Origin of the sequence: Streptomyces sp. NBC_01320, assembly GCF_035974375.1 — a bacterium.
Classification (GTDB): Bacteria; Actinomycetota; Actinomycetes; order Streptomycetales; family Streptomycetaceae; genus Streptomyces; species Streptomyces yanii.
The window spans coordinates 3,635,925-3,658,594 of sequence record NZ_CP108390.1 but is presented as its reverse complement, the minus strand read 5'-3'; the positions used below and the strand labels follow the sequence as shown (position 1 = coordinate 3,658,594).

Genomic DNA, 22,670 nt, shown 5'->3' with positions numbered 1-22,670 from the left:
CACGTCCCTCGATCGGTTATGGGGACGCGGCCGGGAAGTCGGCATGTCTTCGTCTGAACTGGCGGTACAGGCGGTGCGGTTGGTGCGAGCGGGCGCGCAGGCAGTGCGCGTACGTCATCGCGCACATCGCGCCACCCCGCCCTGGCCGCTGCCGAGGGCGCCGCTGCCGATGCGGCCGCCCTCCTTCGCGAACGTCGCGTAGATGTCGACAACCATCAGAAGTCCCATTCGGCGTCGTCGTCGGCGGCGTCGGCCTCGGCCTCGGCGGCGAACGAGGCGCCCGCCATGCCGGCCGTCAGCGTGGTGCCGTCCGCCGGGTCGATCAGCAGGAACGAGCCGGTGCGCCGGGAGTCCGCGTACGCGTCCAGCGCGAGCGGCTCCGCGGTACGGACGACGACCCGGCCGATGTCGTTGGCGACGAGCCGGCCGGGCGCCGGGTGCTGCGAGAGGTCGTCCAGCGTCAGCCGTGACGGGATGTCCTTGACGATCGCCTTGACCGTGCGGGTGGTGTGCTTGAGCAGCACCCGCTGGCCGACCACGAGCGGCTGGTCCGCGACGTGGCAGACGGTCGCCTCGACGTCCTGGGTGACGGCCGGCGCGTCGTCGGCCGGTGCGATGAGGTCACCGCGCGAGACGTCGATGTCGTCGGCGAGCCGGATGGTCACCGACTGGGGCGCCCAGGCGATGTCCACGCTCTCGCCGAGCGCGTCGATCCCGGCGATCGTCGACGTGCGGCCCGAAGGCAGGACCGTGACGGCCTCGCCCACGCGGAACGCGCCGGCGGCGATCTGGCCCGCGTAGCCCCGGTAGTCGGGGTGCTCGGCGGTCTGCGGCCGGATCACGTACTGGACGGGGAAGCGTGCGTGGCAGCCGGTGAGGTCGTGGCTGACCGGCACCGTCTCCAGATGTTCGAGGACCGTGGGGCCGCCGTACCAGTCCATGTGTGCGGACGGCTCCACGACGTTGTCTCCGGCGAGCGCGGAGATCGGGACCGCGGTACACCAGTTTTCCTGGGGGTCCCCCCCAGACCCCCAGCCCGGGACGCCGAGCGAGGCGGCGTACGCGGTGAACTCCTCGGCGATGGCGGCGAATACGGGCTCCGCGTAGTCGACCAGGTCCATCTTGTTGACGGCCAGGACCACGTGCGGCACCCGCAGCAGCGCGGCGACGGCGGCGTGCCGGCGGGTCTGCTCGACGACACCGTTGCGGGCGTCCACCAGGACGACGGCCAGCTCGGCCGTCGAGGCCCCCGTCACCATGTTCCGGGTGTACTGCACATGGCCCGGGGTGTCGGCCAGGATGAAACGGCGGCGCGGCGTGGCGAAGTAGCGGTAGGCGACATCGATGGTGATGCCCTGCTCGCGCTCGGCCCGCAGTCCGTCGGTCAGCAGCGCCAGGTCCGGCACCTCCTGGCCCCGGCTGCGCGAGGCGTGCTCGACGGCCTCCAGCTGGTCGGTGAGGACCGACTTGGAGTCGTGCAGAAGGCGTCCGACGAGGGTGGACTTGCCGTCGTCGACGGACCCCGCGGTGGCGAACCGCAGCAGGGTCGTGGTCGACAACTGCTCTGCGTGCTGGGTGAGTGCGGTCATCCTAGAAGTACCCCTCGCGCTTACGGTCTTCCATCGCGGCCTCGGACATCTTGTCGTCGGCGCGCGTCGCACCCCGCTCGGTGAGCCGGGAGGCGGCGATCTCGGTGATCACGGCGGCGAGCGTCGTGGCGTCCGAGTCGACCGCGCCGGTGCAGGACATGTCGCCGACGGTGCGGTAGCGCACCTGCCGGGTCTCGACCCGCTCGCCCTCCTTGGGGCCGCCCCAGTCACCGGCGGTCAGCCACATCCCGGAGCGGTTGAAGACCTCCCGCTCGTGGGCGAAGTAGATCTCCGGAAGCTCGATGCCCTCACGCTCGATGTACTGCCAGACGTCGAGCTCGGTCCAGTTGGAGATCGGGAAGACCCGGACGTGCTCGCCGGGGGCGTGCCGGCCGTTGTACAGCTGCCACAGCTCGGGGCGCTGACGGCGCGGGTCCCACTGGGAGAACTCGTCGCGCAGCGAGAAGACCCGCTCCTTGGCGCGCGCCTTCTCCTCGTCGCGGCGGCCGCCGCCGAACACGGCGTCGAAGCGGTGCTCCTGGATCGCCTCGGTCAGCGGCACGGTCTGCAGTGGGTTGCGGGTGCCGTCGGGGCGCTCGCGGAGTTTCCCGGCGTCGATGTACTCCTGTACGGAGGCGACATGCAGCCGCAGCCCGTGCTCGGCGACCGTGCGGTCGCGGTAGTCGAGGACCTCGGGGAAGTTGTGCCCGGTGTCGACGTGCAGCAGCGTGAACGGCACCGGTGCCGGCGCGAACGCCTTGAGCGCCAGGTGCAGCATCAGGATCGAGTCCTTGCCGCCGGAGAACAGGATCACCGGCCGCTCGAACTCTCCCGCCACCTCACGGAAGATGTGCACCGCCTCGGACTCCAGGGAGTCCAGATGGCTGAGTGCGTACGGATTGTCCGTGCCTTCCGACACAGTCGCGACGGTCGTCACGCTGCACCCCTCTCGCTCAGCAGCGCGTACAGCTCCGCCGCGGACTCCTGCACGGTCTGCTGGTGCGACTCGATCCGCAGGTCCGGCGACTCGGGCGCCTCGTACGGGTCGTCGACCCCGGTGAGGCCGCTGATCTCGCCTGCCGCCTGCTTGGCGTAGAGGCCCTTCACATCGCGTACGGAGCACACCTCGACCGGAGTCGCGACATGCACCTCCAGGTACGCGGTGCCCTCGGCCTGGTGACGCTTGCGTACCGCGTCCCGGCTGTCCGCGTACGGGGCGATGACCGGGACCAGCACCTTCACGCCGTTGGCCGCCAGCAGTTCGGCGACGAAGCCGATCCGCTGGACGTTGGTGTGCCGGTCCTCGCGGGAGAAGCCCAGACCCGCGGAGAGGAACTCCCGGATCTCGTCACCGTCGAGCACCTCCACCCGGTGGCCCTCGCCGCGCAGCCGCCCGGCCAGTTCGTACGCGATGGTGGTCTTGCCGGCGCTCGGCAGACCGGTCAGCCAGATGGTGGCTCCCGTCTCCGTCACGCTCATCGAAGTCTCCTGATCAGTCGTCATCAGTCGTGCAGCCCGCACTCGGTCTTGCCCCGTCCGGCCCAGCGGCCGGCCCGCACGTCCTCGCCCTCCAGCACCCGGCGGGTGCACGGCGCGCAGCCCACGGAGGCGTACCCGTCCATGAGCAGCGGGTTGGTGAGGACTCCGTGCTCCGCGACGTATGCGTCCACGTCGTCCTGCGTCCAGCGGGCGATCGGCGAGATCTTGACCTTCTGCCGCTTCTCGTCCCAGCCGACCACCGGGGTGTTCGCCCGGGTCGGGGACTCGTCGCGGCGCAGTCCGGTGGCCCAGGCCGCATACGAAGTCAGGCCCTCCTCAAGGGGCTTGACCTTCCGCAGCTTGCAGCACAGGTCGGGGTCGCGGTCGTGCAGCTTCGCCCCGTACTCCGCGTCCTGCTCGGCCACGCTCTGACGCGGCGTCAGTGTGATGACGTTGACGTCCATCACGGCGTCCACCGCGTCGCGGGTCCCGATCGTCTCCTCGAAGTGGTACCCGGTGTCGAGGAAGACCACATCGACGCCCGGGAAGGCGCGGGAGGCGAGATGCGCCACGACCGCGTCCTCCATCGAGGAGGTGACGCAGAACCGCTTTCCGAAGGTGTCCGCGGCCCACTGCAGGATCTCCAGCGGGGAGGCTTCCGCCAGCTCGCGGCCCGCCCGCTCGGCTAGGGCCCTGAGGTCATCTGTCTGCTGAGTGCCCGTCATTTCCCCTCCCCTTCAACGTCGTTGCGCAGCAGTCCCCGAGTCAGCAGACCCAAGAACTTGAGCTGGAACGCGCGGTTGCAGGAAGCACATTCCCAGGCTCCGTGCCCGGTCTCGTGCGGACGAAGGTCCTCGTCCCCGCAGTACGGGCAGTGGAACGGTGCGGCGCGTTCGCTCATGACAGCGACTCCGCACCGGCTCGCGCCGCCCAGGTCGCGAACCGCTCGCCGTCCTCGCGCTCCGCCTGGAACCGGCCCAGCAACCGCTCGACGTAGTCGGGCAGCTCGGCGGAAGTGACCTTCAGGCCACGGACCTTGCGGCCGAAGCCGGCCTCCAGGCCCAGTGCGCCACCGAGGTGCACCTGGTAACCCTCGACCTGGTTGCCGTCGGCGTCCAGGACGAGCTGGCCCTTGAGGCCGATGTCCGCGGTCTGGATGCGGGCGCAGGCATTGGGGCAGCCGTTGATGTTGATGGTGAGCGGCTCGTCGAACTCCGGCATGCGGCGCTCCAGTTCGTCGATCAGCGAGGCACCGCGTGCCTTCGTCTCGACGATCGCCAGCTTGCAGAACTCGATGCCGGTGCAGGCCATCGTGCCGCGCCGGAAGGGCGAGGGCTTCACCTGGAAGTCGAGCGCCTCGAGTCCCGCGACCAGGGAGTCCACCTGGTCCTGCTCGACGTCGAGGATGAGCATCTTCTGCTCGACGGTGGTGCGCAGCCGGTCCGAGCCGTGCGCGGCCGCCAGGTCGGCGATCTTGGCCAGCGTGGAGCCGTCCACCCGGCCGACCCGGGGCGCGAACCCGACGTAGAAACGTCCGTCCTGCTGCTGGTGGACACCCACGTGGTCGCGCCAGCGACTGCTCGGCTGCTCGGGGGCGGGCCCGTCGATCAGCGGGCGCTTCAGGTACTCGTCCTCCAGTACCCGGCGGAACTTCGCCGGTCCCCAGTCGGCCATCAGGAACTTCAGACGGGCGCGGGTACGCAGCCGCCGGTAGCCGTAGTCACGGAAGATCCCCACCACACCGGCCCAGACGTCCGGGACCTCGTCCAACGGCACCCAGGCGCCCAGCCGTTCGGCGAGCCGCGGGTTGGTGGAGAGCCCGCCACCGACCCAGACGTCGAAGCCCGGACCGTGCTCCGGGTGGACCACGCCGACGAACGCGATGTCGTTGATCTCGTGGACCACGTCCTGCACCGGTGAGCCGGAGATCGCGGTCTTGAACTTGCGCGGCAGGTTGGAGAATTCCTTGTTGCCGATGTAGCGGTCGTGGATCTCGTCGACCGCGGGCGTGCCGTCGATGATCTCGTCGGCGGCGATCCCCGCCACCGGCGAACCGATGATCACACGCGGGCAGTCGCCGCACGCCTCGGTGGTGGAGAGCCCGACGGCCTCCAGCTTCTCCCAGATCGCCGGAACGTCCTCGATGCGGATCCAGTGCAGCTGGATGTTCTGCCGGTCGGTGATGTCCGCGGTGCCGCGTGCGTACTCCTGCGAGATCTCGCCGATGACGCGCAGCTGCGCGGTGGTCAGCCGGCCGCCGTCGATCCGGACCCGCAGCATGAAGTACTTGTCGTCCAGCTCCTCGGGCTCCAGGATCGCGGTCTTGCCGCCGTCGATCCCGGGCTTGCGCTGGGTGTAGAGACCCCACCAGCGCATGCGCCCACGAAGATCGTTGGGGTCGATCGAGTCGAATCCGCGCTTGGAGTAGATCGTCTCAATGCGTGTCCGCACATTGAGACCGTCGTCGTCCTTCTTGAACTGCTCATTGCCGTTGAGCGGAGTGTGGTGTCCCACGGCCCACTGACCCTCGCCACGGTGGCGTCCGGCCTTGCGGCGGGGCGTGGTGGTCGCAGGCTGTTCCGGGGTGGCGGCCATGACAGTACGTCCTTCGGGACTGCGGGAGGGCGGCTCTGAACTGCACACTCGCGCTGAGGCGCGGCGGTGCGCAGGAGTTGCAGAGAAAGGGGGAACGCGGCGGGTGCTGGGACTCTCAGCTCGCCGGACAGATGGCGCTGGACATGCGGCCGAGGTCGACGTGGCGTCGACTCACCAAGGCAATCCCAGTTCCAGACATGACGGAAGCGTGTCACGCGCATCTCGGAGCAGTCCACCACTATCCATGATGTGGACGAGACTGTCCCGAAAAGTGAGACGATGTGTTGCCGGTCACGCCGGGGCCGAGGCGTTCCGATCCGAATGAGCCGCTAGCTCCCGGTGTGTCCGTACGGGGTCCGGTCGGATCGCCGCCTCCGGGCAACCGCACGCACCCGGCAAACGCGCGGCGATCCGGCGCGGCGGGGCGCAACAGGTGGTCACGGTCCCGGGACGGCCCCGCGGCGCGCACGACGCCGGCCCGACTCCTACCGCTGCGCGCCCGGCCACGGCCCCGGCGTGGCCACGTCCGGCTCCAGCTCCACCTTCGTGTCGAAGAGCCGGAACCCGCGCCGGAGGTAGTTGTCCATCGCGTGCGGGCCGTCCTTGGAGCAGGTGTGCAGCCACACCCGCTTCGTCGGCGTCCGCTCCGGCCAGCGCTCCGCCAGGTCCCAGGCGCGCGCGGCCCCGTAGGCGAGCAGATGGCCGCCGATCCGGCGGCCGCGGAACGCCGGGATCAGTCCGAAGTACATGATCTCGACGACGCCGTCGTCCTGCGGGTCCAGTTCGATGTACCCGGCCGGGGTCCCGTTCTCATACGCCACCCAGGTCTCCGCGCCGGGCCGGTCCAGCGCCTCCTGCCACTGCGCGTACGTCATCGAGAGTCGGTCGGTCCACTGGATGTCGCCTCCGACCGCCGTGTACAGGAACCGGCTGAACTCGGGCAGCGGCACCGCCGACCGTACGATCCGGATGTCGCCCTCGGGGGCTGCGGCGGGCCGCAGGTCGTCGGGGGAGGTCTGTTCCAGGGACCAGACGGTCACCTCGGTGGCGGCAGCTGTGGGTTCCGTGTTGCTCATGGCTGTCAGGGAACCATGCCGTGCAGCTTTGGCCAAAGCCTGCCCCCCGGTGTGGACTGGAGCATTCCGGCTCTCCGGTCACTCCGTCGTACGGGCCCCGACCACCACCGGAGCCGTCGAACGCGGCAGCAGATCGCCCGGATGCTCCGGGTGGATCACCTCCACCTCGACGCCCTCGCCGAAACGGTACGGGCGGTGCGCCAGCACCTCGGCCAGATGGCGCCGCATCCGCGAGATCTCGGCCCGGACCGTCACGGTCCGGGTCGCATCGCCGAAGATGTCCTCCGCCAGCTCGGACGCCGTCCGCCCCTCGCGGTGCAGCGCCAGCGCGTACAGCAGCTCGGCATGGCGCGGTGAGAGCCGCTGGGTCCAGGTGCCGACCGGGCTCACCACATTGACCACGAGACCGCGCGGCCGACTCAGGTCGAGTACCACCCGGCGCGGCGGACCGTCCGACGGGCCGTCCGCCACCTGCACGAGCCAGCCGCTGAGCAGCGGCTCCACCCGGCACATGCCGAGCGACGGCAGCCACACCCGGCCCGGCTGGAGCGACTTCGGCAGCGGCAGCCGGTCCACCGGCGGCATCCCGATGACCGCCGCAAGCCAGCCCTGCGCGTCCACCGCCATCGCCCGGCCGCCCAGCCGGGCGAGCAGCGGCGCGGCCACCGACCGCAGCCGGTCGATCGCGATCAGGTGCCGGGTCCGGATCTCGCTCCCGGCGAGCCGGGCCACCGAACCGACCAGGGCCAGCGTCGTCGGATGGAAGGTGGACGCGGGCCCGCTGATGTCGACGATGCCCATCATCCGGCCGTCCCGCGGGTCACGGACCGGGGCTGCCGCGCACGTCCAGGTGTGCAGGCTGCGGACGAAGTGTTCGGACGAGTGGACCTGCACGGGGGCGCGCCCGGCGAGTGCCGTGCCGATCGCATTCGTGCCCGTGACGGCCTCGGACCAGGCGGCACCCTCCGCCAGGCAGATGCCGTCGGCCCGGCGCAGCACCCCCGGATTGCCCTCCCGCCACAGCACCCGGCCCTCGACATCGGTGACGACCATGATCTGCTGCGCGGCGTCGGCGATGGAGACCAGCCCTTCGCTGAGCAGCGGCATCACCTCACCCAGCGCCGAACTCCGGCGTCGGTGCTCGATCTCGTCCAGATCCAGCAGCACGCTCTCCGTGGACTGCTCCGGATCGATGCCACTGCGCAGCACCCGCTCCCACGAGGCACCGATCTCGGCCCGCGGCGCGACCGGCATCCGGTCGCCCGCCAGCCTCGCCTCCCGGGCCCTGTGGAGAAGGCGCGTGGCCCGGTCCGAGTCCATGGCCGCCAGCCGTGTCAGCTCGGCAGCATGTGTCTCCACTGTCGAAATCCCCCCAGATACGAGACCGTGTCGGCGGCCCACGGGTCCCATCCTGCCGTTGTGGGGTTCCCGATACTGCGCACTCCACACATTGGTTGCAACCCTTTGCAACTCTGGCGGGGACCCACAGGTGCGTACGAGAGTGGCGTAACACCGCACGGCGGAGCCTGTGCCCTGTTGCTCGGTGTGCACAGCATGGAGGGTGGTGCCGTGTCGGCGCAGCATCACCCTCCGTCGCTGTTCCGGGCGGATCAGTGCGCGACGGGCCGCGCTCGCTCCACGATCGACGCCAGGTCCAGACTGTGCGGCAGCGTCCCGAACGCCGCGCCCCAGTCCCCGCCCAGCCGCGACGCGCAGAACGCGTCGGCGACCTCCGGCGGCGCCCAGCGGACCAGTAGCGAACCCTGCAGTACCAGCGCCATCCGTTCGACGAGCCGACGGGCCCGCGCCTCGATCCCGTTCAGATCGGCGAGCTCGGTCAGCATGCCCTTGATCGCCGCGTCCAGCCGGTGATCGGCACCACGCGCCCTGCCGACCTCCTGGAGGAACGCGTTCAGCGCCTGCGGTTCACGCTGCAGCGCCCGCAGGACGTCCAGGGCCTGTACGTTGCCGGAGCCCTCCCAGATCGAGTTGAGCGGCGCCTCGCGCAGCAGCCGCGGCATCCCGGACTCCTCGACGTAACCGTTGCCGCCCAGACACTCCAGCGCCTCGCCCACCATGGGTGTGCACCGCTTCGTCACCCAGTACTTCGCCGTGGGCACCGCGATCCGCAGGAATGCGGCCTCCGCCTCCGTACCGGCGTCGTACGCGGCGGCCAGCCGCAGTGCCAGTACCGTCGCCGCCTCGGACTCCAGCGCCAGATCGGCCAGTACGTTCCGCATCAGCGGCTTCTCGATCAGCACCCCGCCGAACGCGCTGCGGTACGTGCAGTGGTGGACCGCCTGTGCCACCGCCTGCCGCATCAGCGCCGCCGAACCGGTCACGCAGTCCAGCCGGGTCGCCGCCACCATCTCGATGATGGTGCGGACCCCACGTCCCTCCTCGCCGACCCGGCGTGCCCACGTCCCGTCGAACTCGACCTCGCTCGACGCGTTGGACCGGTTGCCCAGCTTGTCCTTGAGGCGCTGGATCGCGAACACGTTGCGGGTGCCGTCGGGCAGCACCCGAGGCAGCAGGAAGCACGTCAGCCCGCCGGGTGCCTGCGCCAGTACCAGGAAGCCGTCGGACATCGGCGCCGAACAGAACCACTTGTGCCCGGTGAGCAGATACTCGCCGTCGGCGGACAGCGGCTCGGCCCGCGTCGTGTTGGACCGCACATCGGTGCCGCCCTGCTTCTCCGTCATGCCCATCCCGAAGAGCACACCGGCCTTCTGCGCGGCGGGTCGGAGCTCCCGCTCGTACACCGACGACGTCAGCCGCGGCTCCCACTCGGCGGCCAGCACCGGATCGGTCCGCAGCGCGGGCACCGCCGCATGCGTCATCGACAGCGGGCAGCCGTGCCCGGCCTCGGCCTGCGTCCACACCAGGAAGCCGGCCGCGCGACGCACATGGCCCCCCGGCCGGCCCCAGGCATCGGTCAGCCGCGCGCCGACCGCGTGCCCCAGCAGCCGGTGATAGGCGGGATGGAACTCCACTTCGTCGATGCGATGCCCGTAACGGTCGTGAGTGCGTAGTTTCGGCGGATACTCGTTTGCCAGCGCACCCCACTCCCGGGCCTGTGCCGACCCCGCGGACCGGCCCAGCTCGGTGAGCTCGTTCCATGCGCCGTCGAGCAGCTCGGGCGCGAGATGCCGCTCCACGGCCTCGGTGAGTGCGCGGTCGGCTGCGAAGACGTCGTAGCCGACCAGCGGCGGGACCTGATTGGACACGGTGTGGGTGGTGGCTGCCATGCCGCTACGGTAAGGATGTGCAGGCAGCAAATGAAACACCCGAGCGGCCACCGGGTCGGCTCCACCGGGCCCGAGTCCTCTACCGCAACGTATCCAAGCGGCAGATGGTCTGGCAGTTGCTCAAGGACACCATCAACTCGTGCATGGAGTACCGCATTCTGGGACTCGCGGCCGAGGCGGCGTTCTTCACCCTGCTGTCCCTGCCGCCGCTGCTGCTCGGACTTATCGGACTGCTCGGTTACGTCGATGAGTGGACGAACACCACCACGGTCGCGTCCATCGAGAGCAACATCCTCAATGCCGCGCAGACGGTCCTGTCCCAGCGGGGCGTCAACGACTTCGCGAAACCGCTCCTGGCGGACGTCACGACCGGTGCCCGGCCCGATGTCATCTCCATCGGTTTCGCGATCGCGCTCTGGTCCGGGTCCCGCGCAGTGAACGTCTTCATCGACACGATCACCGTGATGTACGGCCTCGACGGCCAGCGCGGCATCGTCAAGACGCGGCTGCTCTCCTTCCTGCTGTACATCGTCGCGCTGCTGCTCGGCGCGGTCGTACTGCCGCTGCTGGTGGTGGGCCCCGACCGGGTCGTGGAGTTCATCCCGTGGGGCACGGAAGTCATCAGCGTCCTGTACTGGCCGCTGGTGATCGTGCTGTCGATCGCGTTCCTGACGACGCTCTACCACGTGTCCGTGCCGGTCCGGTCGCCCTGGATGGAGGACGTACCGGGCGCGCTCGTGGCGCTCGCCATGTGGGTGGTCGGCAGCTTCCTGCTGCGGATCTATCTGACCAGTACGGTCGAGGGGCCGACGATCTACGGGTCGCTGGCCGCGCCCATCGCCGTGCTGCTGTGGATCGGCATCTCCGCCTTCGCGGTACTGGTGGGGGCGGCGGTCAACGCCGCCATCGACCGGGTGTGGCCGTCGGTGGCGACGGCGGCGGCACGTGCGGCCAACGACCGGGCGCGGGCCGCCCAGGCCGCGGAGTTGGTGGCGCGGACGCAGGCGGATTGCGACGAGGACGGTGACAGTCCCTATATGCCGTCCGAGTTCCCGGAGCGGTGGTCGCGGTTCCTGCCGCCGGACGATGTGAAGTCCCGGCTGCTGCAGCCGAGGGGCGAGAAGGACATCGCCAAGGACCCGGCCAAGGAGGCGGGGCAGGGGACGAAGGGGTCCCGGGAGTCCCGTTCCTAGTGCCCCTCCCGGCACGCTCTGCCCCGTCGCACCGTCCGGCACGCACTCCCCCAAGGCCTTGAGGGCCAGGGGGACCCCCTTCCGCGTCGGCCAAAAGCCCTGGTAGCTCCTTCCCCAAGCTCTCCCCTCCGTTCGAGCAGGAGACCCCGTCCAAGGGCTTCCGGCCGCCTTGCGATCGCACGCACCGGACGACGCTCCTCATCGGGCAAACATGGCCGTCACGGCACCGGCGGGGACAGCCCTTAGCGTGGAGCCATGGGCGAAACGTACGAGGAGCGGGAGTCCCGGTTCGGCGGGGCGGTCGTCTGGACCCGGCAGGTGCCCGAGGGGCCTGTCCGACCGGTACTGCCCGACGGCTGCATGGACCTGCTCTGGGTCGACGGTCGACTGCTTGTCGCCGGGCCCGACACCCACGCGTACGAGCCCGCCGGGGCGACCGGCGGACGGTTCACCGGCATCCGGTTCGCCCCAGGCACCGCCCCGGCGCTCCTCGGTGTACCGGCGGACGAACTGCGTGACCAGCGGGTCGAGCTCGCCGATCTGTGGCCCGCCGACCAGGTGCGGGTACTCGCCGAGCACATCGCCGATGCCGCCGACCCTGCCGCGGCCCTGGAGTCCGTGGCGCTGCGGCGGGCGGCCGAGACCGGGCCGGCGGACCCGCTGATGCGGTCCGTCGCCGTGCAGCTGGCGCGGGGCCGGTCCGTCGCCGACACCGCGCACAGGGCCGGTCTCGGCGCCCGCCAACTGCACCGCCGTTCCCTGGCGGCCTTCGGCTACGGGCCCAAGACCCTGGCCCGGGTCCTGCGGCTGCAGCGCTCGCTCGCTCTCGTACGGTCCGGAACGCCGTACGCCGAGGCGGCGCTCGCGGCGGGCTGCACCGACCAGGCGCATCTTGCGCGGGAGATGCGCGAACTGGCCGGTACGACCCTGACCGCCTACTGCGAGGCGTTGGCGAACAGCGACACCGCGCAGCCGTCCGGGTCGAGGACCACCGCGTAACGCTGCCCCCACACGGCGTCCCACGGCTTCAGATGACCCCGGTACCCGGCGCCGGTCAGATCGTCGTACACCGCGTCCACCTCCGCGGGACCGTCGCAGCGGAACGCGAGCCCGACCCGGTCGCCGCCCCGCGCACCGGACCACTCGGGGTCGTAGGAGCGGATGACGTCCTCGGTGTCCCACATGAGGCGCTGCCCGCCCGGCAGGGTCACTTCGACATGGGGTGCGGAATCCGCCTCAGCCGGGATGTCGAGCCCGAGCCGGCGGTAGAAGGCGAGCGATGCGGTCAGATCCGCGGTCGTGATGCCGATCGCGTCGAGTCGTGGAGTCATGGTCCGAACGTAGAACGGACACGCACCACGGGTCTTGTACGAATCGGTCATGCCCTCGCCCGGCTGCGTATACCGTCACCGGGATCGGCTGCCTGGCCGCCCTCGGGGGCGCCTGCCTTCTGATCCTGGTCGTCGTCGACCTGATCAACCGGGTGCAGGTGCCGGGTGTCGCGGCCGACCTGCGCTCGGGCGGACCGCGCGCGTTCGCGCCCGCGGTGGTGCACGGGGTGCGGGCGGTCCACAGGAAGTCGGGACGGTCGGCACTCGATCCGACGTTGCCGGAGACGGCGTTCGAGTCCGACATCACCGTCGTCCCCGAGGAGCGCGCGGCGTTCCGGGTGAAGGTCCGGCACCCGCTGGACCTCCAGGACGCCCGTATCCGCCGGTCGGTGGTCGTCGAGTACGACCCGACGCAGCCGTGGCGGGTCGTCGTCCCGGTGCGTGCGCCGCAGCAGTGGGCCGACCGGGCACGCAGCCTGAACCCTTCCGAGCCGGAGGCGGACGAGATCGTCCCGCGCCGGCCGGGCTCAGCGGTTCTCGGGCTCGGCTCGCTGATCGCGGCGGCACTGCTGGGGCTGATACAGCTCGCGGGCTGAGGCTGGAAAACCGGTTGAACCGGCGGCGCTCCGGACGGTCGGATGAGGGGGCTGGCGTCCTCCACGACCGGGAGACCTCCGTGTCCAAGGAGTCGGCTCGGGCCACTGGTGCCCCTCCCCCCGTCGCACCGTCCAGCACGGCCGCTCGCCTATGGGATGTCCGGCCCTGATCCGCCGGACACCTCCTCACGCGTCTCGTGGCCCAGGCAGTCAGCGGGCGCCGTGCCCGGGTCCGCCAGCGCCATGCCGAGCTGGGCGCGTTCGGCGACCCAGCGGGTCGGGCGGTGACGCGGGTCGCCGGTCGTCGTGTGCAGCGACCGGTGCAGCCGTAGCATCCGGTCCGCGCCGATCCGGTCCCCCCAGGCCAGCGGCCCGACCGGATAGCCGAGACCGGTGGTGACGGCGAGATCGATGTCCGCCGGGGTGGCGAGGGAACGCTCGGCGATCGACGCGGCGACGGAGACGATCGAGGCCAGCAGCCGCTGCGCGACCGAACCCGCCGTGTCCCGTACCACCGACACCGCGTACGGCTCGCCGCCGTCCTCCGCCGGCCGCGCCAGCACCGCGCGGGCATCTTGTGCGGCAGCCGGGTCCGCCGCCGGGGTCACGGCCAGTACCCGGCGCTTCCCGACCGCGGCCAGCGGGTCCACGCCGAACGTGCGTCCGGCGGGCAGTCCGTGCGCGGCGACCGCGGCGGCCACCGTCGTACCCCAGACCGGGACCAGCACCAGCGCATCGGCGGACGGCTCCGCACCGCTCTCGACGACGGCGCCCGTCGCGGTCAGCGTCCGCCGCAGTGCGGTCGCGTCCGGCTCCGCCGCGCCCCCGACCACGTACACCGGGCGGTCCGCATCCCCCGTGACCGGCGGCTCCGGAACCGGGGCCGGTGCGTCGGGGCCGTACGCGAACCAGCCGCGCCCGGTCTTGCGGCCGTGCAGCCCCGCAACCACCCGGTTCGGGGTGAGGTAGGACGGGCGGAGCCGGTCCGCGTACCGGAAGCCCTGCCAGATCGAGTCGATGACGGCGGCCGTCACATCCAGACCGGTGAGGTCCATCAGCTCGAACGGACCCATCCGCAGGCCGAGCACGTCCCGCGCGATCCGGTCGATGCCCGCCGGGTCGGCGACCGACTCCTCCAACAGTGCGAGCGCCTCTGTCACCAGGCCGCGACCCGCGTGGTTCACCAGGAAGCCGGGCGTGTCGGCGACCGTCACCGCACGGTGGCCGCAGCCCTCGACGAGCGCGGTGAGCAGCGGCGGGATCTCCGGGCGGGTGGCCGCGCCCGGCACGATCTCGACGATCTTCATCAGCGGCACCGGGTTGAAGAAGTGCAGCCCGGCCAGGCGCGTCGGGTCCTTCAGCTCCGCCGCGATCCGGGTGACCGACAGCGAGGAGGTGTTGGTGGCGAAGACCGTCGAGGCGGGCAGCGCCCGTTCCAGCAGGCCGAAGACCTCCGCCTTGGTGGCGAGGTCCTCCCGTACCGCCTCGATGACCAGCTCGCAGTCCGGTCCGTCCGCCCACGGGTCGTCCAGCGGCACCAGCCGCTCCGCTGTGGCGGCGGACTCCTCGGCGGAGAGCCTGCCCTTCTCCACGGCGCGGTCGAGCATGGACCGCACGAAGTCGACGGCGGCCGTCACCGCCTCCGGGCGTACATCGCACAGCTCGACGGTGTGTCCGGCGCTCGCAGCCCACTGGGCGATACCGCGGCCCATGGCTCCGGCGCCGACGATCCTGATACGCATGGCGGTTGGGGTCCTCTCGGCGGTGCTGTCGGTGGGCGGGACGGCTGAGGCCTGCCCGGAACTCAACGAAGATAGACGCGCTCGGGGTCGATGTCCTCGCGCAGCAGCCGAAGTTCGGCCGCGGTCGGCGGCGGCACGGTCGCCACCGTGTCGGCGACCTCGAGATCCCAGCCGGTGGCCGCCCGTACCTGCTCGACGGTGACGCCCGGGTGGACGGCGACCAGCCGCAGCTCCTCGCCGACGCCCGCGCGGGCCAGGATGCCCAGTTCGGTGATGACCCGGGTGACACCGGCGCCCAGCGGCCTGATGCCTTCGGTCAGCGCGCGGTCGGGCCCCGGGGTGGTGCAGAAGTCGAGCGTTTCGGTGAAGGAACGCGGATTGTGGCGGCGCATCACCACGAAGACCTCACGGGAGTTGGCCATCACCTCGACACCGCCGCCCGAGCCGGGCAGCCGGACCGACGGACTGTCCCAGTCGCCGATCACCGAGGTGTTGAGACTGCCCCACCGGTCGATCTGCGCGGCCCCGAGGAACCCCACGTCGATGTGGCCACCCTGCAGCACACAGCCGAACAGGGCGGGCATCGACAGAACCGCTTCGGCGCCCGTGATCAGGACCGCGTCGGCGATGGTCTCCGGCAGGTGCGAGGGGTGGGCGCCGCAGACTCCCGACTCGTAGACGACCTCGATCTCCGGGGCCACCGTCAGATGCGCGAGTTCGGTGGCGAGCGTCGGCAGGCCGATCCCGGCGAACACGGTGCGGCGCGCGGCCAGTTCGCGGGAGGCGACGACGGAGAGCAGCTCCGACGAGGTGATGGTGTCCGGTGCGGTGCTGGTCATGACCCGTTCCTTCTCGTGTCCCGTTTCCGTACTCACAGCCGGCGTCCGTAGTTCACCGGCCGGCTGAGCGCCTCGCCGACCGCCAGCCCCGCCCAGAACTCCTCGCCGAGCTTGTCGACGTACTCGGCATGGTCGGCGGTGCCGCGCACCCACTCGTCCAGCCACTCCTGGAGCCGTCCCGGATCCTTGCTGATGTGCGACCAGGCCCGGTAGAAGGCGTTGTCGCGGTCGTAGTAACCCTGCGCGAAGGACGGGTGGGCGCCGCGCGGGCAGGCGACGACCGCGTCGACCGCATGGGCGGGGACGAGCGTGCGGTTCGGGTCCGAGCGGATCACCTCGTCGTCGACGATCTCCTCCACGACGACGATCGCCTTGTCCGCCGCGTACACCGCTTCGGCCTGGATGCCGGTCAGGCCCCACATCTGGGTGTTGCCGCTCCGGTCGGCGCGCTGCGCGTGGATGATCGTCACATCCGGGTTGACGGGCGGGACGACATAGATCTGCTCGGCCTCGCCGTCCGGCCCCGGGTAGGGCGAAGTGACCTTCCGGAGACCGCTGTTGACGGACGGCAGATCGCTGCCGCCGTAGCTGCGCAGCGGATAGAACGGCAGCCGTTGGGAACCCGCGAGATAACGGCAGATCATCCCGTAGTGGCTGTACTCCTCGAAGGCGAGTGGTGCCGGGTCGCCGGTCTCGATACGCCGCCGCAGTTCACCGAGCGAACCGGCGGAGGAGTTGCCCACGAAGGACGAGACCAGTCGTGAGACGCAGCCCGCGGCGATCATCTGGTCCACCACGATGTCCGCGGTCATCCGGACGATGGTGAGGTCCCGGCGGCCCTGGCGGATGATCTCGTGGCCCGCGGCGGTCGGGATCAGGTGGGTGAAGCCTTCGAGGCAGACGGTGCCGCCGTCGTGGACGAAGGCGGCGATCGCCGCCTTCATCGACATCGTTTTGTCCCTGCGGTCCGTCGTGGCCACGGTGCTCCTCTGCCGGTGCGTGCGCGTCGTCCCACCGTGTCAGCGGCTATTGATTGCTGTCCAATACCAAATTAAGGTCGCATCGAGACGATCGATTAATGAATCCGGTCCGGAGGCCGGTGAGCGGAGGGCCGGGTATGGAGCTGCGTCATCTGTCCGCCTTTGTCGCCGTGGCCGAGGAGCTGCACTTCGGCCGGGCCGCCAAGCGGCTGCAGATGGCCCAGCCGCCGCTGAGCCAGCAGATCCGCCAGCTGGAGAAGGAGCTGGGTGTCCAGCTCTTCGAGCGCAACACCCGGTCGGTGCGGCTCACCAGTGCGGGGGAGTCCTTCCTCCAGCCGGTGCGGACCGTCCTCGACGACCTCGACACCGCGGTACGGGCCGCGAAGGCCGCCGGGCGCGGCGAGTACGGACGGGTCAGCATCGGCTTCGCGGGCGCCTCCAGTCACGAGACGCTGCCGCTCCTCACGAGGGCCGTGCGCGCCGCCCACCCCGCACTCGAACTGGTCATGAAGGGGCAGACGTACGCCAACGTCGCCCTCGACAGGGTCGCCGACGGATCGCTCGACCTGGGGTTCATCCGGCTGCCGGTGACCCAGCCCGGTGTGGCGTACCGGGTGATCGACGAGGAGGAGCTGGTGTGCGCGCTGCCCTCCGACCACCGGCTCGCCCAGCTGGACAGCGTCCCCATCGGGGTCCTCGCCGCGGAGCCCTTCGTCTCCTTCCCCGCCAACACCGGCTCCACCGTGCGGGACGCGATGGTCGGGGCCTGCGAGGCGGCCGGGTTCAACCCGCGTGTGGTGCAGGAGGCCCCCGACTCGTACACCATCCTGGCGCTCGTCGCCGCGGGCGTCGGTGTGACGCTCACGGTCACCTCCGTCCAGCACATCCAGCAGAACGGGCTCGTCTACCGGCCCCTTGCCGGGCCGCCCATCCGGCTCCAGGCGGCGCTGGCCTGGCGGGCCGACAACCCGTCCGCCGCTCTGCGGGCGGTGCTCGCGGTGGCGGAGGACGCCCTGCCCACACCCGTGCACCGGGTCGCAGCCGATTGAGACGCGCAACGTCTCGAACCAGGGCGAAGTGGATATTGGACCGACTCAGTCGCGAAGTGCGAGGGTCGGCGCACACACCCCTCGCCACCGGAAGGTCCCGCCGTGCCCGAACAGCAGCTCGACATCGTCATCTGTGAACCGCTGCGCACGCCCATCGGCCGCTTCGGCGGGGCATTCGCCCAGCAGACCCCGGCCGCACTCGCGGCACGCGTCATCGCCGAGATCGTCGCCCGCACCGGCGTCGACCCGGCCGCCGTCGGCGAGGTCATCCTGGGCCACGCCTACCCGTCCTCCGAAGCCCCCGCCATAGGCCGGGTCGCCGCCCTCGACGCCGGGCTCCCGGAATCCGTGACCGGTGCGCAGATCGACCGCCGCTGTGGCTCCGGACTGCAGGCCGTGCTCGACGCGGCGATGCAGATCCGGGCCGGCTTCAGCGAGGTCGTGATCGCGGGCGGCGTCGACGTGATGAGCGCCGCCCCGTACTACACGCACGACGGCCGCTGGGGCATCAAGGGCCCCGGGCTGCAGCTCCACGACTCGCTGGCCCGCGGCCGGGTCACCGCGGGAGGCGTCAACCACCCGGTCCCCGGCGGGATGATCGAGACCGCGGAGAACCTGCGGCGGGAGTACGGCATCAGCCGCGCCGACCAGGACGCCCTCGCCCTGCGCTCGCAGCGGCGCGCCGCCCGCGCCGCGGCGGAGGGGCGGTACGACGCGGAGACCGTCCCGGTCACCGTGCGCACCCGCAAGGGTGAGACGACCGTCACCGCGGACGAGCACCCGCGCCCCGACACCACCGCCGAACAGCTCGCCGCGCTGCGGCCGATCATGCTGAAGTCCGACCCGGACGCCACCGTCACCGCGGGGAACGCCAGCGGTCAGAACGACGCGGCCGCCGCCTGTCTGGTGACGAGTGCGGCGACCGCTGAACGCCTCGGGCTGAACCCGCTGGTGCGGCTGGTCTCCTTCGCGCGAGCCGGAGTCCCGGCCGCGACGATGGGCATCGGGCCCGTCCCGGCGACCCGTGCGGCCCTGGCCCGCGCCGGACTCACCCTGGCCGACCTCGACCTGATCGAGCTGAATGAGGCCTTCGCCGCCCAAGTGCTCGCCTGCACGCGTGAACTGGGACTCGGCGACATCGACCACGAGCAGCGGATCAACGTCAACGGCTCCGGAGTCTCCCTGGGACACCCCGTCGGTGCCACCGGCGCCCGTATCCTCGCCACACTGACCCGCGAGCTGCACCGACGCGAGGCCCGGTACGGCCTGGAGACCATGTGCATCGGCGGCGGACAGGGCCTCGCCGCCGTCTTCGAACGCATCGCGGCCTGACGCGCACGCACGGCAGCCGATCGGCAGTGAGACGCACAGCGTCTCACTGCCCCGGCAATTCGGTATTGGACCGCTCTGGGTCCCGGCTGGCACCGTAACCGCCATCACCCACGCCGCCGTCCCCCACTTCCCCACGCGGCAACGGGCGTCTCGGGCGACGCCCCTTCCCTTCCCCCTGCCATCCGCTTGATCAATGACGTTCACGGGAGCCACCATGAGTGCGTCCACCGCCACCGCGCGAGAGCGAACCAGAGCCGCCAACCGGGCCGGATTCGGTGCCTTCATCGGTTCGACCATCGAGTGGTTCGACTTCTACATCTACGGGACCGCGGCAGCGCTCGTCTTCGACAAGGTGTTCTTCCCCGAACTGGACGGGCCGATCGGAACGCTGGTCGCCTTCGCGACCTTCTGGGTCGGCTTCCTCGCCCGCCCCCTCGGCGGCATCATTTTCGGCCACTACGGCGACCGCCTCGGCCGTAAGAAGACCCTGGTCATCACCTTGCTGATGATGGGCATCTCGACCACCGCGATCGGTCTGCTGCCGAGCTACGCCTCCATCGGCGTCGCCGCCCCGATCCTGCTGATCTGCATCCGTATGGTGCAGGGCATCGGCCTCGGCGGCGAGTGGGGCGGCTCCGTCCTGATCGCCTCCGAGCACGCCCCCAAGGGCAAGTCCGTGCTGTACGGGGCTTTCGCCCAACAGGGCTCGCCCGTCGGCAACACGCTCTCCACCCTGAGCTTCCTCGCCATCAGCCAGCTGCCCGACTCGGCGTTCGTCTCCTGGGGCTGGCGTGTGCCGTTCCTCTTCTCCGCCGCCCTCGTCATCGTCGGACTCTTCGTCCGGCTGAAGGTCGCCGAGTCCCCAGCGATGGCGAAGCTCATCGAGAAGAAGGAGGTCGTCAAGGTTCCGCTGACCGAGGTCCTGCGCTCCCACCCCATGCTGATCGTCCTCGGCATCGGCGCCTGCACCATCGGTCTGTCGGCGACGTACTTCAAGTCGACGTTCGCCCTGTCCTGGGCCACCTCGTCGCTCGGCTTCGACCGCAGCTCGTTCCTGACGATCATCCTCGTCGCCAACATCACCCAGATCATCGTGCAGCCCTTCGGTGCGCTCATCGCCACCCGGATGAAGAGCTGGTCCCGCGCGGTGACGGTGATGCTGCTGCCCGAACTGATCCTGATGCCGCTGATGTTCCTGCTGATCCGCACCGAGAACTACGGTCTCGCGATGGTCGGCGTGGCCGTCGCCACCATCCCGCACTGCCTCTACTACGCGGCCCTGGCCGGCATGCTGGCCAGCCGGTTCCCGGCCCACCTCCGCTACACCGGCATCTCCCTCTGCTACCAGCTCTGCGGAACGCTGCTCGGCGGTACGACCCCGATCATCGGCCAGTACCTGCTGAACCGCACCGGCTCGATCACCGCCGTCATCGTCTACGCGATCTTCCAGGTGGCGCTGACCCTGGGCTGCATGCTGCTCCTGCTCAAGCGCCCCAACCACGACGAGCAGGCAACGGGGCCGGTCTCCGTCCCGCGCGCCGCCACCGTCACCGCCTGACCCCCACCCTGCGAGAAGAGATAAGGAGGCCGGCCGCCATGCCGCTGACCGTGAACGGCATCCCGGACATCCTCTCGCTGAGCGGGCGCGACCTCGGGCACTCCGGCTGGAAGGAGATCACCCAGGAGCTGATCGACGCGTACGCGCACGTCTCCGGGGATCACCAGTGGATCCACACCGACGTCGAACGCGCCGCGTCCGGCCCGTACGGACGCACCATCGCCCACGGATACATGGTGCTGAGCTGGGGCATCCCGATGTTCGGTGAACTGCTCCGGGTCGAGGGTGTGGGCCGCGCCCTCAACTATGGCGTCAACCGGGTCCGTTACCCGGCTCCCGTGCCGGTCGGCAGCCGGGTCCGGCTGCATGCCGCGGTCGCCGAGGTGAAGGAGGTCGCGCGCGGCGGCGTACAGATGACCCGGGCCTTCACCTTCGAGCTCGAAGGGTCGCAGAAGCCGGCGTGCGTGGCGGAGTCGTTGACGCACTTCTATCCGTAGTCGCGCCCCCGCCTGTCCGCGGCCGTGACCCCCGCCGGCCGGGCTCCGTCCGAGCCCGGTCGACAGGGGTCGCGGCCACGGCCTCAGGCCACCCGCTCCGTCTCCAGCGGCACCGCCAGATGGTCCCACTCCGCATCCGGGTCCGTGAGCCGGTTCAGCCGTGCCGGTACGTCGAACCCGACCAGCAGCACCACGATCACCGTGCCCGCGAACGTCAGCACGGCCAGTGCCTGGCCCAGGTCCATGCCGGACGCGAGATGCGCCCCGAGCACCGGTGCGACGGCGCCGCCCAGCGCTCCCACGTTGTACGTGAAGCCGAGCGCCGCGCCCCGGCTCCGGGTCGGGAAGTGGCCGCCGATGTAGCGCGGCAGCAGCCCCGAGATACCGAAACTCGTCGCCTGCAGCAGGAAGAGCAGGACGCCGAGCAGCAGCAGATTGTTGTGCACGGCGAAGACCGGATAGACGAAGGCGAGCGATGCCAGCAGCGTCAGGGCGTACGCCTTCTTCGCGCCGATCCGGTCGCCCAGGAAGCCCGCCGTCCAGCAGCCGACCATCGTGCCGAAGCCCGCGAAGTAGAGGACATCGGTGACCTGGTCGGGGGTGTAGCCCAGCTCCGTCTTCAGATACGTGGGCAGCAGCGCCTGGATCGGCCACGAGTACAGGAACGCGAAGAACAGCGTCACGATCATCGACAGATACAGCAGCCAGCTGCGCTTCCCGCCCAGCTGCACGGCGAACGCGGCGAGCGTCAGGCCGGCGAGCACCGACAGCACCGGCACCATCCCCGTACCGGCCGGGGTGAAGATCATGAAGAGGGAGACGGTGGCGAGGACGACGAGCATCGTGTTGACGGTGGCCCGGGCGCGGGTGACGAACAGCGGCCGGAACGGATTGGGTTTGGCGCCCTTGTCCGCGACGGACTCCGCCCACTCCTCGGCCTCCGGGAGCGCCCGGCGCATCCACAGCGCGATCGCGATCGGGATCAGGCCCAGGTAGAACATCCAGCGCCAGCCGAGCGACGGCACGACCCAGTTGTAGACCTGTGCGGCGAGCACCGAGCCGACCGAGAAGCCGGAGATCAGGAAGCCGCTGGCCCGGCTGCGCAGCTTCGCCGGCCAGCTCTCCATGACGTACGTGGAACTGGCGCTGTACTCACCGGCCATGCCCATGCCGATGGCGAGCCGGGCGGCGAACAGGCTGTGGTAGTTCCAGGCGAACCCGCAGGCGAAGGTGCCGAGCGAGTACAGCAGGATCGACAGGATCATGGAGAGCTTGCGCCCGAACCGGTCTCCGATGGCGCCGAGTACCGCACCGCCCAGCCAGCGGGTGATGAACGCACCGGAGATCAGACTGGCCGCCTGCACCGTGCTCAGACCGAAGTCGTCACTGATCTCGGTGAGGACGAGAGTGATCAGCACGAAGTCGAAGCCGTCGAGGACGTACCCGATCCAGGCGGCGAGGAATGACTTCCACTGGGTGGGGCTCACCTCGCGGTACCAGGGGAGCGTGGGGGGTGTGGTGGTCTGCACGGTGTCTCCAGGATGCGGCACGGCACTCGCCCTCGAG

At 70.6% G+C, this 22,670-nt stretch carries 22 protein-coding genes; 7 read left to right on the top strand and 15 right to left on the bottom strand.

Features of this window, described 5'->3' with window-relative positions; all coding sequences use genetic code 11:
* Positions 1-215 precede the first annotated feature (215 nt).
* From OG395_RS16735 to OG395_RS16690, 10 genes are all read right to left on the bottom strand, one after another.
* Positions 216-1,589, bottom strand: a complete 1,374-nt coding sequence (locus OG395_RS16735; protein WP_327243672.1) for a sulfate adenylyltransferase subunit 1 — start codon at positions 1,587-1,589, stop codon at positions 216-218.
* 1 nt (position 1,590) lies between these two features.
* Positions 1,591-2,526, bottom strand: coding sequence for a sulfate adenylyltransferase subunit CysD (gene cysD / locus OG395_RS16730; protein WP_266980093.1), 936 nt, complete (start codon positions 2,524-2,526; stop codon positions 1,591-1,593).
* Positions 2,523-3,068: an adenylyl-sulfate kinase gene (gene cysC, locus OG395_RS16725; RefSeq protein WP_030917145.1), complete on the bottom strand. Its 546-nt coding sequence runs from the start codon at positions 3,066-3,068 to the stop codon at positions 2,523-2,525. Before cysC ends, cysD begins: the two co-directional genes overlap by 4 nt.
* Positions 3,069-3,091: 23 nt before the next feature.
* A complete protein-coding gene (locus OG395_RS16720) occupies positions 3,092-3,793 on the bottom strand; it encodes a phosphoadenylyl-sulfate reductase (RefSeq protein WP_327243671.1) in 702 nt (233 codons plus the stop codon).
* Positions 3,790-3,969 (bottom strand): hypothetical protein, encoded by a 180-nt coding sequence (locus tag OG395_RS16715; RefSeq protein WP_327243670.1) that lies wholly within the window; start codon positions 3,967-3,969, stop codon positions 3,790-3,792. Before OG395_RS16715 ends, OG395_RS16720 begins: the two co-directional genes overlap by 4 nt.
* Positions 3,966-5,663: a nitrite/sulfite reductase gene (locus OG395_RS16710; protein ID WP_327243669.1), complete on the bottom strand. Its 1,698-nt coding sequence runs from the start codon at positions 5,661-5,663 to the stop codon at positions 3,966-3,968. The genes OG395_RS16715 and OG395_RS16710 overlap by 4 nt, the downstream gene beginning before the upstream one ends.
* A 115-nt stretch (positions 5,664-5,778) precedes the next feature.
* Positions 5,779-5,862 (bottom strand): putative leader peptide, encoded by an 84-nt coding sequence (locus OG395_RS16705; RefSeq protein WP_309486338.1) that lies wholly within the window; start codon positions 5,860-5,862, stop codon positions 5,779-5,781.
* A gap of 286 nt (positions 5,863-6,148) precedes the next feature.
* Positions 6,149-6,739, bottom strand: coding sequence for a GNAT family N-acetyltransferase (locus OG395_RS16700; protein WP_327243668.1), 591 nt, complete (start codon positions 6,737-6,739; stop codon positions 6,149-6,151).
* Between the two features lie 78 nt (positions 6,740-6,817).
* Positions 6,818-8,059, bottom strand: coding sequence for a helix-turn-helix domain-containing protein (locus tag OG395_RS16695; protein ID WP_327249362.1), 1,242 nt, complete (start codon positions 8,057-8,059; stop codon positions 6,818-6,820).
* A gap of 290 nt (positions 8,060-8,349) precedes the next feature.
* Complete coding sequence (locus tag OG395_RS16690; protein WP_327243667.1) at positions 8,350-9,987, bottom strand: acyl-CoA dehydrogenase family protein; 1,638 nt, start codon at positions 9,985-9,987, stop codon at positions 8,350-8,352.
* Positions 9,988-10,004: 17 nt separating this feature from the next.
* Here OG395_RS16690 and OG395_RS16685 point away from each other — a divergent pair, with 17 nt between their 5' ends.
* Together OG395_RS16685 and OG395_RS16680 are read left to right on the top strand one after the other, a co-directional pair.
* Positions 10,005-11,180 (top strand): YihY/virulence factor BrkB family protein, encoded by a 1,176-nt coding sequence (locus OG395_RS16685; RefSeq protein WP_327243666.1) that lies wholly within the window; start codon positions 10,005-10,007, stop codon positions 11,178-11,180.
* A 255-nt stretch (positions 11,181-11,435) separates the two neighbouring features.
* The gene (locus OG395_RS16680) at positions 11,436-12,179 is read left to right on the top strand and encodes a DUF6597 domain-containing transcriptional factor (protein WP_327243665.1); all 744 of its coding nucleotides are present in this window, start codon (positions 11,436-11,438) and stop codon (positions 12,177-12,179) included.
* On the opposite strand, the gene OG395_RS16675 is transcribed toward OG395_RS16680, so the two are convergent.
* Complete coding sequence (locus tag OG395_RS16675; protein ID WP_327243664.1) at positions 12,116-12,562, bottom strand: VOC family protein; 447 nt, start codon at positions 12,560-12,562, stop codon at positions 12,116-12,118. The genes OG395_RS16680 and OG395_RS16675 overlap by 64 nt on opposite strands.
* 101 nt (positions 12,563-12,663) lie before the next feature.
* On the opposite strand from OG395_RS16675, the gene OG395_RS16670 reads away from it, so the two are divergent.
* Positions 12,664-13,107, top strand: a complete 444-nt coding sequence (locus OG395_RS16670) for a hypothetical protein (protein WP_327243663.1) — start codon at positions 12,664-12,666, stop codon at positions 13,105-13,107.
* Between the two features lie 149 nt (positions 13,108-13,256).
* Here the strand turns inward: OG395_RS16670 and OG395_RS16665 are convergent, their stop codons facing one another.
* The 3 genes from OG395_RS16665 to OG395_RS16655 all read right to left on the bottom strand — a co-directional run bounded on the left by OG395_RS16665 (position 13,257) and on the right by OG395_RS16655 (position 16,638).
* Positions 13,257-14,849, bottom strand: coding sequence for a 3-hydroxyacyl-CoA dehydrogenase (locus OG395_RS16665; protein WP_327243662.1), 1,593 nt, complete (start codon positions 14,847-14,849; stop codon positions 13,257-13,259).
* A gap of 62 nt (positions 14,850-14,911) precedes the next feature.
* On the bottom strand, positions 14,912-15,688 hold the full coding sequence (locus OG395_RS16660; protein ID WP_327243661.1) for a CoA-transferase subunit beta: 777 nt from the start codon (positions 15,686-15,688) through the stop codon (positions 14,912-14,914).
* A 32-nt stretch (positions 15,689-15,720) separates the two neighbouring features.
* Positions 15,721-16,638: a CoA transferase subunit A gene (locus tag OG395_RS16655; RefSeq protein ID WP_327249361.1), complete on the bottom strand. Its 918-nt coding sequence runs from the start codon at positions 16,636-16,638 to the stop codon at positions 15,721-15,723.
* Between the two features lie 167 nt (positions 16,639-16,805).
* Between OG395_RS16655 and OG395_RS16650 the strand changes: the two genes are divergently transcribed.
* The 4 genes from OG395_RS16650 to OG395_RS16635 all read left to right on the top strand — a co-directional run bounded on the left by OG395_RS16650 (position 16,806) and on the right by OG395_RS16635 (position 21,104).
* Entirely contained in the window at positions 16,806-17,717 is a 912-nt protein-coding gene (locus tag OG395_RS16650; RefSeq protein WP_327243660.1) for a LysR family transcriptional regulator, read from the top strand.
* Positions 17,718-17,819: 102 nt separating this feature from the next.
* Positions 17,820-19,049, top strand: coding sequence for an acetyl-CoA C-acetyltransferase (locus OG395_RS16645; protein ID WP_327243659.1), 1,230 nt, complete (start codon positions 17,820-17,822; stop codon positions 19,047-19,049).
* A gap of 214 nt (positions 19,050-19,263) precedes the next feature.
* The gene (locus OG395_RS16640; protein WP_327243658.1) at positions 19,264-20,607 is read left to right on the top strand and encodes an MFS transporter; all 1,344 of its coding nucleotides are present in this window, start codon (positions 19,264-19,266) and stop codon (positions 20,605-20,607) included.
* A 38-nt stretch (positions 20,608-20,645) separates the two neighbouring features.
* A complete protein-coding gene (locus OG395_RS16635; RefSeq protein ID WP_327243657.1) occupies positions 20,646-21,104 on the top strand; it encodes a MaoC family dehydratase in 459 nt (152 codons plus the stop codon).
* 83 nt (positions 21,105-21,187) lie between these two features.
* Here OG395_RS16635 and OG395_RS16630 read toward each other — a convergent pair whose 3' ends face one another.
* Positions 21,188-22,633, bottom strand: coding sequence for a sialate:H+ symport family MFS transporter (locus OG395_RS16630; protein ID WP_327243656.1), 1,446 nt, complete (start codon positions 22,631-22,633; stop codon positions 21,188-21,190).
* Positions 22,634-22,670 lie beyond the last annotated feature (37 nt).